This is a genomic window from Terasakiella sediminum, from assembly GCF_033100395.1.
Lineage (GTDB): Bacteria > Pseudomonadota > Alphaproteobacteria > Rhodospirillales > Terasakiellaceae > Terasakiella.
Genome location: NZ_JAWLVJ010000004.1, coordinates 155,891 through 171,714, shown reverse-complemented (window position 1 = coordinate 171,714; position 15,824 = coordinate 155,891). Strand labels below are relative to the sequence as shown.

Sequence of the window (15,824 nt, the reverse complement as noted above, 5' to 3'; positions counted from 1 at the left end):
TTTAAATCCTTAAGTCCCGAAAAACACATCACCAGCGGTAATGACCCGCTGTCCTGTGGGTGTCTGTAGGACAAGCGCCCCGTCATGGTCAAGGGTTTCAAAGGTTCCGATCAATTTCTCGTTGCTTAAATTAACGGTTATTGTCTTCCCCAGCCCTTTGGCGCGTTCCAGCCAGGCGTCTCTAATTGCTTGGAAACCCAACGTTTCCCAGCGTTCAAACCAAAGTTGGAAATGACGCAGCAGGATTTCAAGCATTTCTGCGGGATTTATGGATTTATCGCGATAAGCGTTAATATATCCACTTGGATAAGGCGTATCAGCGGGAGAATGGTTCAAATTTATGCCGATTCCAATGATCAGCCAATCAAGTTGATTTCGCCCGGTTTGTGCCTGTGATTCCAGCAATATGCCGGAAACTTTATAGCCATCAACAAGAATGTCATTGGGCCATTTGCATTGCACGTCGCAATCAAAATCGCCAACGGCTTCCTTGATGGCATCATGGATGGCAAGTGCGCTGACAAAACTTGCCTTGGCGGCTTCTGCCATTGACACATTTGGTTTTTGCAGGATGGAACAAAAGAGGTTGCCTGGCTCACTCACCCAGGTGCGACCACGACGGCCCCTGCCCTTTGTCTGTTCAAGGGCGGCGATAACGGTATTGGAAACAGCACCATCCATTGCACGGCGTCGCAATTCATCATTGGTGCTGTCCAGAGACTCAAAAGCCGCCAGCTGAAAAGCTGACGGCATTTTGATGTCAAATATATCTGACGTACCCATTATCCGGCAAACAGGCCAGCAGCAGCGGCTGCGGCACCGTCCGTAATCAGGGCGGGATAGATAAAGAAGGCCAGTACAACAACTGCGGACGCCGCCACAACCATTGAAATTTCTGTACCGACTTTGCGATCCAGGTCTTCTTCGGCATCGTCAAAATACATGATCTTGATGATACGGATGTAATAGTAACAACCGACAACAGAAGACAGCACACCGATCACAGCCAAGGTCACCAGACCGGCCTGCAGGGCAGATTGGAAGACATAAAGCTTACCAAAGAACCCGGCCAGTGGCGGAATACCCGCCATGGAGAACATAAAGATCGCGAGCGCTGCCGCCATCATGGGGTTGGATTTGGAAAGGCCAGCCAGATCGTTGATATTTTCAACCTGTGTGCCGCCGCGCTTCATGGCAAGGATACAGCCGAATGTACCAAGCGTCATGATGATATAGATGGTCAGATAAACCAGCATACCTTCAATACCGCTTTGCTGTGTTTCAACGCCGCTTGCAACCGCGCCACCAACAGCCAGACCGATCAGCATATAACCCACGTTACCGATGGAAGAATAAGCCATCAGACGTTTGATGTTGGTCTGAACAACTGCTGCAAAGGCACCCAGCACCATGGAAGCAACCGAGATGAAGATCACGATTTGCTGCCACTGTGCGGCCAGATCCCCAAAGGCCCCCATCATGACGTACACAAATAACGACAAGGCAGCCACCTTCGGTGCAGAGGCAAAGAAAGCGGTGACAGGTGTTGGTGCACCTTCATAAACGTCCGGTGTCCACATGTGGAAAGGAACAGCCGATACTTTAAAGGCCAGACCAACCATCACAAAGACGATCCCGAAGATCAGGCCAACGTTTGGACCGTGAACGCCTTGTTCAGCACCAAACATGGAAGCCATCGTTTCGAAGTTCGTCGTCCCTGCAAAGCCGTAAACCAGACTGGAGCCATAAAGCAACATACCGGAAGCCAAAGCACCAAGAACGAAGTATTTCAAGCCTGATTCTGTGGAACGCAGGTCGTTACGCATGATGGAAGCCATCACATACAAAGACAGTGACTGCAGTTCCAGCCCCATATAAAGGGCGATCAGGTCGTTGGCTGATACCATCATCATCATACCCAAGGTCGCAAGCATGGCGAGGATTGGATATTCAAAACGGGTGACGTTGGCGTTTTCAAAGAAATCGCGTGACATCAACAGGGTCAGGGCGCTGGCCCCAAGGATTAAAACCTTGGAAAAGGCCGGGAACGCCCCTGTAATAAACAGGCCGTTAAAGGTTGTACCTGCTGTTGTGCTGAACGTTGTCACCAACAACAAAGTCAGGATCATCGCACCTGTTGCCAGGTAGGATACGAAGCGGGTTACTGATTTTGCATCCCCCTTCATAAAGACACCGACCATCAAAAGAGCCATGGCAACACAGGCCATGAAGATTTCCGGCAGTGCCGGGGTGAGATTTGGAAGCTCACTCATGGGTGCCTACTCCTATTGTGCAGCCACTTTGACGCCGGCAGCGTCCAAAGCAGCATGGTAGTTGTTGACGAGGTTTTCGACGGAAGCATGCATTACATCCAGGAACGGCTGCGGATAAACACCCGCAAATAGCGTCAGGAAGATCAGCGGTGCGAAAACCAGAACTTCGCGTCGGTTCATATCCAGAATGGCTTTGAGGCTATCTTTTGTCAGCGCCCCAAAGACAATGCGACGATAGAGGTAAAGCGAATATGCTGCCCCCAAAATCGCACCTGTTGCAGCCAGCGCTGCAACCCATTGATCAACCTGGAAGACACCAACCAGAACAAGGATTTCACCAACGAAACCGGATGTGCCCGGTAAGCCAACAGACGCCATCATAAACAGCATGAAGACCACCGCATATTTCGGCATGCGATCCACCAGACCGCCATAAGCTGCAATTTCCCGTGTGTGGATACGATCATAGATCACACCCACGATCAGGAAGAGTGCAGCAGAAACGATCCCGTGGCTGAGCATGGTGAAGATGGAACCTTCAACACCCTGAACTGTGCCCGTAAAGGCACCGATGGTCACGAAACCCATATGTGCGATGGATGAATAGGCGATCAATTTCTTCATATCATCCTGAACAAGGGCAACCAGCGAGGTGTAGATCACAGCGACAATCGACAAGGTGTAGATCAGGGGCGTGAAATCCGCACTGGCAATTGGCATCATCGGGATGGAGAAGCGCAAGAAACCGTAGCCCCCCATCTTCAACAGAACACCTGCCAGAATAACCGAACCAGCCGTTGGTGCCTGTACGTGTGCATCCGGCAACCAGGTGTGAACGGGCCACATCGGCACTTTCACCGCGAAGGAGGCAAAGAACGCCAACCAGATCCAGGTTTGCATTTGCGCCGGGAAGTTATGGTTCATCAGTGTTGGAATGTCGAACGAGTTCGCATCCCAATACATGGCAAGCATTGCAACCAGCATCAAAACAGAGCCAAGCAGTGTGTACAAGAACAGCTTGAACGCCGCATAGATACGGTTTTGACCGCCCCAGACACCGATGATGATAAACATCGGGATCAGCACGCCTTCGAAGAAGATGTAGAATAACATCATATCAAGGGCGCAGAACATACCGATCATCATTGTCTCAAGAATGAGGAACGAGATCATATATTCTTTGGCACGTTTTGTTACCGCATCCCAGGCTGACAGGATACAGATCGGTGTCAGCAATGTGGAAAGCAGCACAAACAGCATGGAGATGCCATCAATACCCATATGATAGTTCACACCGATACTTGGAAGCCATTCAACTTTTTCAACAAACTGGAATTCAGCCGTTGAGGTATCAAAGCCAAACCAGAGTGCGAGAGAGAGCAAAAATGTAGCCAGGGATGTCCATAGCGCGATCAGTTTTGCCCGTTTGCTATCATCTTTCACGTCGCCCTGAACCATCAAGAGGATCATGGCGACGCCCGCGAGCGGCAGAAAGGTGATAAAAGTGAGAAGAGGAATATTACTCATGTTACTTTCAGCCCTTCGTGAAGAGATACCAAGTTACAAGAACGGCAGCCCCGACCAGCATGACAAATGCGTAGTGGTAGAGATAACCGGTTTGGAGACGTGAAGCCTTGCCTGCAATGGCTTTGGTTGCACGGGCAAAGCCGTTTGGACCAACGCCGTCGATCAGTTCTTCATCCCCTGCTTTCCAGAAGCCGCGACCGAGATAGAAGGCCGGACGGACAAACAGGAAGTCATAGAGTTCGTCCCAGTACCATTTGTTCAGCAGGAACTTGTACATGCCGCTGAAGTTGGTTGCCAGTTTGCCCGGAATAGACGGGGCAAGCATGTAAAGCACATAAGCCAGTACAATACCTGCAACGGTGACAACCAATGGCGCCGCAATGACCCAGCCTGGTACATGATGTGCGTTATCAAGTGCAGGATGCGACGGAAGAACCAGAATTGCGTTATTCCAGAATTCTGTAACGTTATGACCAACGAAGTTTTCATAGCCGAGCCAACCCGCGAAGATTGCGCCAACGGCCAGTACAAACAGCGGAATGGTCATAATGGGCGGGCTTTCATGAACGTGAGCCATAACCGTGTCATTTGCACGTGGTTTGCCATGGAAGGTCATGATGATCAGACGCCATGAATAGAAGGCCGTCATGAAGGCTGCACCAATCCCCATCCAGAACGCAAATGTACCAACGGCTGTATGTGCACCAAAGGCTGCTTCAAGCACGATATCTTTGGAAAAATAGCCCGCAAACGGTGGCAGACCCACCAATGCCCAACTACCGATCCACATCATGATATAGGTCAGTTTGATCTTGCTCCAGATGCCGCCCATGTTGCGCATGTCCTGTTCATCTGACATGGCGTGGATGACAGAACCTGCACCTAAGAACAACAGAGCTTTAAAGAAGCCGTGTGTCATCAGGTGGAAGACGCCTGCAGAATAAGCAGAAACACCACAGGCAAAGAACATGTAGCCAAGCTGTGAACAAGTGGAATATGCAATCACGCGTTTGATGTCGTTCTGCACACAACCGATTGTCGCCGCAAAGAACGCCGTAGAAGCCCCCACAACAGTGACAACCGCAAGCGCAGTATCAGAATATTCAAACATCGGTGACAGACGCGCGACCATAAAGACGCCGGCTGTTACCATGGTTGCCGCGTGGATCAGGGCAGACACTGGTGTCGGACCTTCCATCGCATCTGGCAGCCAGGTGTGCAGACCCAACTGGGCTGATTTACCCATGGCACCCACAAACAGCAGCAGACAGATGATGGTCATCGCATGCCATTCTGTTCCAAACAGGTTGATGGTGGTCTCAGCCTGACCCGGAACCGCTGCAAAGATCGTGTCGAAATCGGCAGTGCCGAATAACAGGAAGGTCGCAAAGATACCAAGGGCAAACCCAAAGTCACCGACGCGGTTTACAAGGAAAGCCTTGATCGCCGCGGCGTTGGCAGAAGGTTTGTGATACCAGAAACCGATCAGCAGATAAGAAGCCAGACCTACGCCTTCCCAACCGAAGAACAGTTGCAGAAGGTTATCAGCCGTAATCAGCATCAACATGCAGAAGGTAAAGAGGCTCAGGTACGCCATGAACCGCGGGATTTGCGGGTCATGCGACATATAGCCACAGGCATAAACATGAACCATGGATGAAACGCCCGTGACCACGATCATCATGACAGCGGTCAGCGTATCAAAACGCAGCGCCCATGACACATCGAAATCACCGGACTGGATCCATGTGAAAAGGTGAACCGTCTTTGCGTTGCCGTTCAGGCCAACGTCAAAGAAGATAGCAACAGCCAAAGCCGCAGAGATCAAAAGACCTGTACAGGTGACAACCTGCGCCAGACGGTCATTTGCTTTGCGTTTTTTCTCGTCTTCTGGCGTAAAGAGCGCAAGAGACCCTGCGATCAGAAAGCCGACGAGTGGCAGGAAAATAGCAGCAGTATACATATCTTGACCCTACCCTTTCATCGCGTTGATATCTTCCACCGCGATCGAACCACGGTTACGGAAGAAGATGACAAGGATCGCAAGGCCGATGGCAGCTTCGGCAGCCGCAACCGTCAGTACGAAGATCGAGAAGACCTGACCAACCATATCCCCAAGATGGGTGGAGAAGGTAACCAGGTTGATGTTAACAGCCAGCAGGATCAGTTCCACGGACATGAGAATGACGATCACGTTTTTCCGGTTCAGGAAAATACCGAGAATTCCCAAAGTGAAGAGAATAGCTGCAAGGCTGAGATAATGGGAAAGTCCAATTTCAAACATTACACACCCTTTCCGCTTTCAACTTTTTTGAATTCGGCAACGTCTTTGACATCCACATGGACCTGTTCGTTGATCACCTGACGACGAACACCCGCACGTTTGCGGTGTGTCAGGACGATGGCACCGATCATACCCACCAGCAGCACAAGACCAGCTGCCTGGAACAGGTAAATGTAATCCGTGTAAAGAATAGCCCCGATTGCATGGGTGTTGGTCATGGTTTCAATGGCTGGTATCGGCGCGGCGGCTGCTTTTGCAGCTTCAGGCGCGAAATGCCAGCCCCCCATCACAACAGCAAGTTCAGCCAGCAGGATGATCCCGATGGTTGCCCCCAGCGGCATATATTGCAGGAAGCCCTGGCGCAGTTCCACGAAGTTGATGTCGAGCATCATAACAACGAACAGGAACAACACAGTGACAGCGCCGCAATAAACGACCACCAACAACATTGCCAGGAATTCAGCACCCATCAGGACGAAAAGCCCTGCGGTGTTGAAAAAGGCAAGAACGAGGAACAGGACCGAGTGAACCGGGTTCTTGGCAGTGATAACCATCACCGCACTTGCCACGGTCACAGCGGCAAAAAGATAGAAAGCCAATGCTTGTACTATCATGCGACCCCCCGACCGACTTTTCGGCTATTCAGGAAATTAAAAGATTTTTTCATAATTTTATCCCCTACCCCCATAATCAACGATACGGCGCATCAAGTGCGATGCGGGTAGCGAGTTCAGTTTCCCAACGCGCACCGTTTGCTAGAAGCTTATCTTTATCGTACATAAGCTCTTCGCGGGTTTCGGTGGCATATTCGAAGTTTGGACCTTCAACAATCGCATCCACCGGACAGGCTTCTTCACAGAAACCGCAGTAGATACATTTCGTCATGTCGATGTCATAGCGTGTTGTACGGCGTGAACCGTCATCACGGGGTTCAACTTCGATGGTGATGGCTTGTGCCGGGCAAATCGCTTCACACAATTTACAGGCAATGCAGCGTTCTTCCCCGTTTGGATAGCGACGCAGCGCATGTTCCCCACGAAAACGCGGGCTTAGCGGGCCTTTTTCAAACGGATAGTTCAGCGTTACTTTCTGCTTGAACATATAGCGGAAGGTAATCCACAGACCTTCAAGCAGTTCACGAAGGATAAACGCGCGTGCAATTTTTGATACAGATGTCATATCACGTTCTCCTTACTGAATACCTGGGGCGAAGCCGCCGTAAACGGCAACACCGGAAGCGATGATCACGCCTGCCAGCGACAGTGGCAGGAATACTTTCCAGCCCAGACGCATCAGCTGGTCATAGCGATAACGCGGATAAGCCGCACGCAACCAGATGAAGATAAAGAGCAGGAAGCAAATCTTCAGGATCAGCCAGATCGGGCCAGGAATGAAAGACAGGAAGTCAAACGGTGGCAACCAACCGCCCATGAACAATACCGCGCAGAAGGCAGACATCATGATCATGTTGGCATATTCACCCAGGAAGAACAGCGCGAATGCCATTCCGCCATATTCAACGTTATACCCCCCCACCAGTTCGGCTTCCGCTTCAGGAAGGTCAAACGGGTGACGGTTTGTCTCTGCCACGCAGGAGATGAAGAACATCACTGCAAATGGGAAGAGAGGTGTGAACATGAACCAGACACCTTCCTGTGCTTTGACGATATCCACCAGGTTTAATGATCCGGTGAAAACCAGCACAGTGATGATGATGAAGCCCATGGAGACTTCATAAGATACCATCTGGGCTGCTGAACGCAACGAGCCGAGGAAGGCGTACTTGGAGTTTGATGCCCACCCCGCCATCAGGATGCCGTAGACACCCAGGCCGGAGACGGCAAACAGGTAAAGCACACCCACATTCAGGTTGGAAAGAACCAGTGTTTCACTGAACGGGATAACCGCCCAGGCGATCAGCGCAAGCGCCAGTGTGATCATCGGTGCGATGATAAACACGCCGCGGCTGGCCCCTGTTGGAATGACGATTTCCTTGAGGAAAAGTTTCAAACCATCGGCCATGGGTTGCAACAGGCCGAACGGACCAACAACGTTGGGGCCGCGACGCAGGTGCATGGAGCCGATGACTTTACGCTCTGCCAGTGTCAGATATGCAACAGAAAGCATAACTGGCAATACGATGGCTACGATCTTAATGACAGTCCAGATCGTGGGCCAGAGATAGCCGTCCCAGAACTCAGCCATTTGTCCCCGTCCTTTGCTGTGGGTTAATGAGCGCCGCGGTACATTCTGCCATCGTTTTGGAAACGCGGCTGACCGGGTCAGTCATGTAGTAATTTTCGATAGGTGAAATCAGTGCAGTGGCAGAAATGTCGCCTTTTGCCCCAAAATCATCCCAGGAAGCGGATTGAATATCGTCTGGATTGGCAAATGTCGGGCTGACTTCTGCCAACTTGGCGCGTAACTGTTCAATACTGTCAAACGGCAGTGTTTTGCCAATCACAGCGGAAAGTGCACGCAGGATCGTCCAGTCTTCTTTTGCTTCACCCGGGGCAAATACGGCTTTGGCACCATATTGCAAACGCCCTTCGGTATTGACGTAAGTGCCGTCTTTTTCCGTATAGGCCGCACCCGGCAGGATGACATCTGCACATTGTGCGCCTGCATCCCCGTTGTGACCCTGATAGATCACAAAAGAATTTGCCAGTTTGGAGGTGTCGATTTCGTCAGCACCCAGAAGATAAACAACTTCTGCATCACCATTTGTGATCGCTGCTGTATCCAGTGCGCCTTCGCCGGGCACAAAGCCCATTTCCAAGCCGCCGACGCGGGCTGCTGCAGTGTGCAGAACGTTAAAGCCGTTCCATTCATCGCTTACCAGACCGAATTTGTCGGCAATTTGTTTGGCAACAGCAAGGATAGCTGCACCGTCTTCACGGGAAAGCGCCCCCTGGCCGATGATCAACATCGGTTTTTCTGCAGATTTAAGCACTTTGGCAAAGTCATGTTTGCCGGATGCGATTTCTGACAGAATGTCCGCTGTTTCACCCAGATGTTCACAGCCAAAGGTCAGATCAAGGTTCTCACCCACCATGGCCGCCTTAAAGCCACCATTGATGTAACGCTTGCGCAGACGGGCATTAATGATCGGGGCTTCCCAACGGGTGTTGGACCCGATGATCAGGCAGGCATCTGCCTCATCAATACCTTCGATTGTGGTGTTGAACAGGTAGCTTGCACGAACTGATGGATCGTACTTTGCACCGTCCTGACGGCAATCAATGTTCTTGGAACCGAGGCTTTCGGCCAGCAGTTTCAGCGCATACATGGATTCAGCATCCACCATGTCACCTGCAAGGGCTGCAAACTTCGATCCATCCAGACCGTCCAGCTTGTCCGCAATCGCTTTGAAAGCTTCATCCCAGCTTACCGCTGTCAGCTTGCCGTCTTTGCGAACATAGGGGCGATCCAGACGCTGTGTTTTCAGACCGTCGATGGCGTAGCGACCTTTATCAGCCAGCCATTCTTCGTTTACTTCTTCGTTCAGACGAGGAAGAACGCGAAGAACTTCGTTTGCACGGCTGTCCAGACGAACGTTGGTGCCGACCGCATCAAAAACATCGATACTTTCGGTTTTCTTCAATTCCCACGGGCGTGCTGTGTAGCTGTAAGGCTTGCTGGTCAAAGCGCCAACCGGGCAAAGATCAACAAGGTTACCTGCCAGTTCTGTTTTTACCGCACTTTGAACGTAAGTGCCGATCTCAGTGTGGTCCCCACGGAAAGTTCCGCAAAGATCCGATGTTCCGGCGACTTCTTCGGTAAAGCGCACGCAACGGGTACAGTGAATACAGCGTGTCATGAACGGACGAATGATCGGACCGAAGTCCTTGTCCTTCACCGCGCGTTTCTCTTCTGTATAGCGACCTTTGTCCCCGCCATAAGCCATGGCCTGGTCCTGAAGGTCACATTCCCCGCCTTGGTCACAGATTGGACAGTCCAGCGGGTGGTTAATCAAAAGAAGTTCCATCACGTTTTCACGCGCTTTGCGAACCTTTTCATTATCCGTATGGATGACCATTCCTTCACCGACCGGCATAGCGCAGGAGGCAATAAGTTTAGGGGCGCGTTCCATCTCGACCAGGCACATACGACAGTTACCTGCAATGGACAGACGCTCATGGTAACAGAAACGCGGAATTTCGAGCCCGGCCTGTTCACAGGCTTGCAGCACTGTGAGACCGTTTTCAACTTCGATTTCGTTACCGTTAATTGTCAGCTTGGGCATATGTTATCTCTCCTAAGCTGCTGCGTTCTTTGCAGCGTGGTAGGCTGCAATACGGGCTTCCAACTCGGGTCGGAAATGTTTGATAAGACCTTGGATCGGCCAGGCGGCGGCATCCCCAAGCGCACAGATCGTGTGACCTTCAATTTGACGGGTCACTTCTTCAAGAAGATCGATCTCTTCGACAGTTGCGTTACCGACAACCATGCGCTTCATCATGCGTGACATCCAGCCTGTGCCTTCACGACAAGGTGTACATTGTCCGCAGCTTTCATGGGTATAGAAGTCCGAAAGGCGGGAAATCGCTTTAATGATGTCCGTATCTTTCTTCATCACGATAACAGCCGCTGTCCCAAGGCCGGAGCCATGTTCACGCAGACCGTCAAAGTCCATGATTGCATTGTCACATTGTTCCTTGTTCATAACAGGAACTGAAGACCCACCTGGGATCACAGCCATCAGGTTGTCCCAGCCACCGATCACGCCGCCGCAGTGTTTTTCCAGAAGTTCTTTGAGCGTAATGCCCATCGCATCTTCTACCACACAAGGGCGTTCAACATGACCGGAGATACCATAAAGCTTGGTACCTGTGTTGTTGGCACGACCAATACCGGCAAACCAGTTGGCGCCGCGACGCAGAATTTCCGGTGCAACGGCAATAGATTCAACGTTGTTTACCGTGGTTGGACAACCATAAAGGCCGGAACCTGCCGGGAATGGTGGTTTCAGGCGTGGCTGGCCTTTTTTACCTTCCAGGCTTTCGATCAATGCGGTTTCTTCACCACAAACGTAAGCCCCAGCGCCACGATGAACGTAGAAATCAAAGTCCCAGCCGTGAACATTGTTCGGGCCGATCAGTTTGGCTTCGTAGCATTCATCAATGGCAGCCTGCAGTGCTTCTGCTTCGCGAACAAATTCCCCGCGAATATAGAGGTAACAGGCATGGGCATTCATCGCAAAAGAAGCAATGAGCGCGCCTTCGATCAGGGTATGTGGATCATTGCGCATGATCTCACGGTCTTTACAGGTACCGGGCTCACCTTCATCAGCGTTGATCACCAGATAGTGCGGGCGATCCCCAACTTCTTTGGGCATGAAGCTCCATTTAATACCAGTAGAGAAACCTGCACCACCGCGACCGCGAAGGCCGGATGATTTCATCTCTTCGATGATCCAGTCGTTTCCTTTTTCAAGAATACCTTTTGTGCCGTCCCAGCAACCGCGGGATTGCGCGCCCTTAAGGGATTTGTCCTTAAGGCCGTAGATATTCGTGAAAATGCGATCCTTATCACTAAGCATTAAGCATCTCCCGTCAAGCTGGTTGGCCCACCAAGTGGTGCCGCACCCTGGCGACCGTTATAAGGGCCTGTCTTTGGTGTTTTGCCGCTGCGCAGATCGTTGATGATCTGTTTGGCGTCTTCACCTGTCAGGTCTTCATAATAGTCGTCGTTGATTTGCATCATCGGTGCGTTCGAACAAGCGCCCAGACATTCCACTTCCCACAGGGTGATCAGGCCATCTTGCGATGTTTCCCCCGTGTGAATTTCGGCAGCTTCCTGAACGGCCTTGACGATATCATCAGACCCGCGCAGCCAGCACGAAATGTTGGTACAGACCTGTACGTGGTGTTTACCGACAGGTTCCTTGTTGAACATGGTGTAAAAGGTTGCGACTTCATATACGCGTACCGGTGCCATGCCCAGCATGTCAGCAACGACATCCATGGCAGCAGTCGGCAGCCAGCCGTATTGGCGTTGGGCCAAATCCAGCAGCGGCATACAGGCGCTTTGTTGTTTACCTTCTGGATACTTGGCAATGTGTTTTTTGGCAAGTTCCAGATTTTCCGGTGTAAACTCGAAACTATCCGGTTGTTGAATGTTCATATTACTCATCGATCAATCTCACCAAAAACGATATCCAGCGAACCGATATTGGCGGTGATATCCGCCAACATGTGACCAACGGACAGGAAGTCCATGGCTTGCAGGTGCGCAAACCCGGGGGCACGGATATGACAACGATAAGGTTTGTTGGTGCCGTCAGAAACCATATAGACCGCAAATTCGCCTTTGGGCGCTTCAACAGCCGTATAAGTTTCACCTGCCGGAACCTTGAAACCTTCTGTGAACAGTTTGAAGTGATGGATCAATGCTTCCATTGATGTCTTCATCTCACTGCGTTTTGGCGGTGTAAATTTGTTATCTACACATTTGACTGGGTCACCCACACAGGCATCCAGCTTGTCACAGGCCTGCAGGATGATCTTGCAGGTTTCGTACATTTCAAGGATACGCAGGTAGTAACGGGTGTAACAGTCGTTCTTGCCTTTGCCGACTGGAATGTCGAAGTCAAATTCTTCATAAGAGTCATAAGGCTGACTTTTACGCAGATCCCATGGCACGCCGCTGCCGCGAATGTTCGGACCTGAGAAACCCCAGTCTTGAGCATCTTCGTACGAAATGACACCGATATCCACGGTACGCTGTCGGAAGATGCGGTTTTCAGTCAGCAAGGTTTCGATATCTTTAACTACTTGCGGGAAACGTTCTGCCCATGCACGGATATCATCGGTCAACCCGGCTGGTAGGTCTTGTGCAACCCCGCCCGGGCGATAATAGTTCATGTGCATACGTGCGCCACAGACGCGTTCGCAGAATTCAAACAGAACTTCGCGTTCTTCAAAGCCCCAAAGGAACGGTGTCATCGCACCAACGTCCATCGCATAGGAACAGACGTTCATCAGGTGGTTTTGAATACGGCCAATCTCAGAAAACAGCACACGAATATATTGTGCACGTTTTGGCACTTCCATACCTGTCAGCTTTTCAATAGCCAGACAGAAGGCATGTTCCTGATTTTGTGGGGCAACATAATCCAGTCGGTCAAAGTAAGGGGTACCTTGCTGATAGATTTTGTTTTCCAGAAGTTTTTCTGTACCACGGTGCAGCAACCCGATATGCGGGTCAGCGCGTACAACCACTTCCCCATCAAGTTCCAGAACCAGACGCAGCACGCCGTGCGCTGCCGGGTGCTGAGGACCAAAGTTCAGGTTATAGTTTTTAATTTGATTTTCAGACATTACGCGTTGCCCTCCGCTTTTTCATCACCCGGAAGCACGCCTTGCAGGCCTTCCCATGGGGAAAGGAAGTCAAAACTACGGAAGTCTTGTGTCAGTTTTACTGGTTCATAGACAACGCGTTTTTGTTCATCGTCATAGCGCAGTTCAACATACCCTGTCAGCGGGAAGTCTTTGCGCAACGGGTGACCTTCAAACCCATAATCCGTCATAATACGACGCAGGTCCGGATGTTCATCAAAATAGATGCCGTAAAGGTCCCATGTTTCACGTTCAAACCAGTTGGCTGTGCTGAAAACGCCAGTGACGCTTGGCACAGGGGTGTCTTCGTCAGTGGTGACTTTGACACGGACACGCAGGTTATGGCTCATGGACAGGAGGTTATAAACCACGTCAAACCGTTCTTCCCGGTTTGGGTAATCCACACCACACACATCAACCAGGACCTTGAACAGACAGTTGGCGTCATCGCGCAACAGTGTCAGGACCTTGCAAATCGCATCACGGCGTGCATTGATAATCAGCTCGCCGTTGATGATTTCGGTTGAGATAACTTCCTGAGAAAGCTTGAGGTTCGCCAGTTCTGCGATTTCGTTTAAGGCTTCAGACATATGATATATCCCCTCCCCTTAACGGAACAGCGTGCCGGTGCGACGGATTTTCTTCTGTAATTGAAGAATGCCGTACACAAGCGCTTCTGCAGTTGGCGGACAGCCCGGGACATAAATATCAACCGGAACAACACGATCACATCCGCGCACAACAGAATAGGAATAGTGATAATACCCACCCCCGTTTGCGCAGGATCCCATGGAGATCACATAGCGTGGTTCTGCCATCTGGTCATAGACACGACGAAAGGCCGGGGCCATTTTGTTGGTTAGTGTCCCTGCCACAATGATCACATCAGATTGACGCGGGCTTGGGCGTGGAACAACGCCAAAACGGTCAAGGTCATAACGTGACATATAAGCGTGCATCATCTCAACCGCGCAACAAGCCAAACCAAATGTCAAAGGCCAAAGTGAACCGGTACGAGCCCAGTTCACAACCTTATCCAATTGCGCAACGACGAAACCACGATCCTGGATTTCGTCGGTAACCGCTTTTAAGAGTTTGTCTTGATCCGTACCGTTAGGCACAGGCGTAAGCGCTTGAGAGCCGGGCTTGGAATCTACTCCCATTCCAGAGCTCCTTTCTTCCATTCGTAAACGAAACCGATGGTGAGAACACCAAGGAACACCATCATTGACCAAAAGCCAAATTCACCAACAGCACCCAGGGAAATAGACCATGGGAACAGGAAGGCGACTTCAAGATCGAAGATGATGAAGAGAATGGCTACCAGATAGAAACGAACGTCAAACTTTGTACGTGCGTCTTCAAAAGCAGCGAAACCACATTCAAATGCGGTATTTTTTTCTGTATCGGGGTGCTGTCGCACAACGATAAACGAGGCACCGATCGCAATAACAGCAATTGCCACAGCAATGCCGAGAAAAATGAGGATCGGTAGGTATTCTTGCAGGAGTGCTTCCATAGTAGCGTTCCTTTTTGCCTGGACCTGAATATCCTAAACCTCACTCCGCAAAAATTGAGTTTGGTCAAACCACAAGATTTCAGGTGCAAGCGCTAAATAACAAATTTTTAAAGTGAATTCCGGTATCTTTGCGTCGCAACTACTGTTTTTTTACAGACGAACTCCCCTTTGTTCATACTGATGCATCTGTCACAAAGCATCTTTGTTGCGCCGCCTGTCCCTTGTTTGGACAATCCGGCAAATGGCGAGAGTGACGGGACTCGAACCCGCGGCCTTCGGCGTGACAGGCCGACGCTCTAACCAACTGAGCTACACCCCCGCAGTGTGGCATTGAAATGTTTAGACCATGGCACCTACATACCTGTCAAGTATATGGAAACTAACGTAGATTGGTGTGACCATTACGACAGTTAAATTATCATTCCATCTTTGCCCTAAAGGCCTTGATATCATAGGTATAAAAGAATTTGCTAATAATTTACTTTGAGAATTATCTATCGAATATATATAAGTTTTTTTTTGTGCTTGTAATAAACAGGGCGAAGTTTGCGAATTTTATGCCCGATCTCCCCCTAAAGATGGATTGCGAGTCTTTAGGAATTGTTCGCAATAAGGTAAAGCGCTGATAAAATAGGGAAAAACGGACATCTCGCGGTCAGGTTAAACTGGATCATTGCGATGATGAATTTGAATTGAAATCCGAAAAATTATTCAGGAAAGAACCCGTACATCAAGATAGCAAAAGCAGCCAGAGAAATGGCCAGATAAGGAATGCATTTGAGCTTCCAGCCGTCTTTTTTGTGTTTGAAGGTGGTTAGAAATAACCGCCCCGCCAGGATGAAGATGATCAGGGCGGCTATTTCCGGAAGATTGGACATCCG

The 15,824-nt window shown here is 50.4% G+C and carries 16 protein-coding genes and 1 tRNA gene; all 17 read right to left on the bottom strand.

Features of this window, described 5'->3' with window-relative positions; all coding sequences use genetic code 11:
* Positions 1–9: 9 nt before the first annotated feature.
* On the bottom strand, positions 10–753 hold the full coding sequence (locus tag RYZ26_RS04530) for a biotin--[acetyl-CoA-carboxylase] ligase (RefSeq protein ID WP_317681967.1): 744 nt from the start codon (positions 751–753) through the stop codon (positions 10–12).
* Between the two features lie 29 nt (positions 754–782).
* Positions 783–2,273, bottom strand: a complete 1,491-nt coding sequence (gene nuoN, locus RYZ26_RS04525) for an NADH-quinone oxidoreductase subunit NuoN (RefSeq protein ID WP_317681966.1) — start codon at positions 2,271–2,273, stop codon at positions 783–785.
* A gap of 12 nt (positions 2,274–2,285) precedes the next feature.
* On the bottom strand, positions 2,286–3,800 hold the full coding sequence (locus RYZ26_RS04520; protein ID WP_317681965.1) for an NADH-quinone oxidoreductase subunit M: 1,515 nt from the start codon (positions 3,798–3,800) through the stop codon (positions 2,286–2,288).
* Positions 3,801–3,807: 7 nt separating this feature from the next.
* Complete coding sequence (gene nuoL / locus RYZ26_RS04515) at positions 3,808–5,763, bottom strand: NADH-quinone oxidoreductase subunit L (protein WP_317681964.1); 1,956 nt, start codon at positions 5,761–5,763, stop codon at positions 3,808–3,810.
* Positions 5,764–5,772: 9 nt separating this feature from the next.
* Positions 5,773–6,084 (bottom strand): NADH-quinone oxidoreductase subunit NuoK, encoded by a 312-nt coding sequence (nuoK, locus tag RYZ26_RS04510; RefSeq protein ID WP_317681963.1) that lies wholly within the window; start codon positions 6,082–6,084, stop codon positions 5,773–5,775.
* A complete protein-coding gene (locus tag RYZ26_RS04505; RefSeq protein WP_317681962.1) occupies positions 6,084–6,698 on the bottom strand; it encodes an NADH-quinone oxidoreductase subunit J in 615 nt (204 codons plus the stop codon). The genes nuoK and RYZ26_RS04505 overlap by 1 nt, the downstream gene beginning before the upstream one ends.
* A 76-nt stretch (positions 6,699–6,774) precedes the next feature.
* The gene (nuoI, locus tag RYZ26_RS04500; protein WP_317681961.1) at positions 6,775–7,263 is read right to left on the bottom strand and encodes an NADH-quinone oxidoreductase subunit NuoI; all 489 of its coding nucleotides are present in this window, start codon (positions 7,261–7,263) and stop codon (positions 6,775–6,777) included.
* Positions 7,264–7,275: 12 nt separating this feature from the next.
* On the bottom strand, positions 7,276–8,289 hold the full coding sequence (gene nuoH / locus RYZ26_RS04495; protein WP_317681960.1) for an NADH-quinone oxidoreductase subunit NuoH: 1,014 nt from the start codon (positions 8,287–8,289) through the stop codon (positions 7,276–7,278).
* Complete coding sequence (nuoG, locus tag RYZ26_RS04490; RefSeq protein WP_317681959.1) at positions 8,282–10,330, bottom strand: NADH-quinone oxidoreductase subunit NuoG; 2,049 nt, start codon at positions 10,328–10,330, stop codon at positions 8,282–8,284. Before nuoG ends, nuoH begins: the two co-directional genes overlap by 8 nt.
* Positions 10,331–10,342: 12 nt before the next feature.
* Positions 10,343–11,626 (bottom strand): NADH-quinone oxidoreductase subunit NuoF, encoded by a 1,284-nt coding sequence (nuoF, locus tag RYZ26_RS04485; RefSeq protein ID WP_317681958.1) that lies wholly within the window; start codon positions 11,624–11,626, stop codon positions 10,343–10,345.
* Positions 11,626–12,219, bottom strand: coding sequence for an NADH-quinone oxidoreductase subunit NuoE (gene nuoE / locus RYZ26_RS04480; RefSeq protein WP_317681957.1), 594 nt, complete (start codon positions 12,217–12,219; stop codon positions 11,626–11,628). The genes nuoF and nuoE overlap by 1 nt, the downstream gene beginning before the upstream one ends.
* The gene (locus RYZ26_RS04475; RefSeq protein ID WP_317681956.1) at positions 12,216–13,406 is read right to left on the bottom strand and encodes an NADH-quinone oxidoreductase subunit D; all 1,191 of its coding nucleotides are present in this window, start codon (positions 13,404–13,406) and stop codon (positions 12,216–12,218) included. Before RYZ26_RS04475 ends, nuoE begins: the two co-directional genes overlap by 4 nt.
* Positions 13,406–14,014, bottom strand: coding sequence for an NADH-quinone oxidoreductase subunit C (locus RYZ26_RS04470; RefSeq protein WP_317681955.1), 609 nt, complete (start codon positions 14,012–14,014; stop codon positions 13,406–13,408). The genes RYZ26_RS04475 and RYZ26_RS04470 overlap by 1 nt, the downstream gene beginning before the upstream one ends.
* An 18-nt stretch (positions 14,015–14,032) precedes the next feature.
* Positions 14,033–14,587: a NuoB/complex I 20 kDa subunit family protein gene (locus RYZ26_RS04465; RefSeq protein WP_411576848.1), complete on the bottom strand. Its 555-nt coding sequence runs from the start codon at positions 14,585–14,587 to the stop codon at positions 14,033–14,035.
* Positions 14,578–14,943, bottom strand: coding sequence for an NADH-quinone oxidoreductase subunit A (locus RYZ26_RS04460; RefSeq protein ID WP_317681953.1), 366 nt, complete (start codon positions 14,941–14,943; stop codon positions 14,578–14,580). The genes RYZ26_RS04465 and RYZ26_RS04460 overlap by 10 nt, the downstream gene beginning before the upstream one ends.
* A 242-nt stretch (positions 14,944–15,185) precedes the next feature.
* Positions 15,186–15,262: transfer RNA gene (locus RYZ26_RS04455), tRNA-Asp, on the bottom strand.
* Between the two features lie 388 nt (positions 15,263–15,650).
* Positions 15,651–15,821 (bottom strand): hypothetical protein, encoded by a 171-nt coding sequence (locus tag RYZ26_RS04450; RefSeq protein WP_317681952.1) that lies wholly within the window; start codon positions 15,819–15,821, stop codon positions 15,651–15,653.
* Between the last annotated feature and the right edge of the window lie 3 nt (positions 15,822–15,824).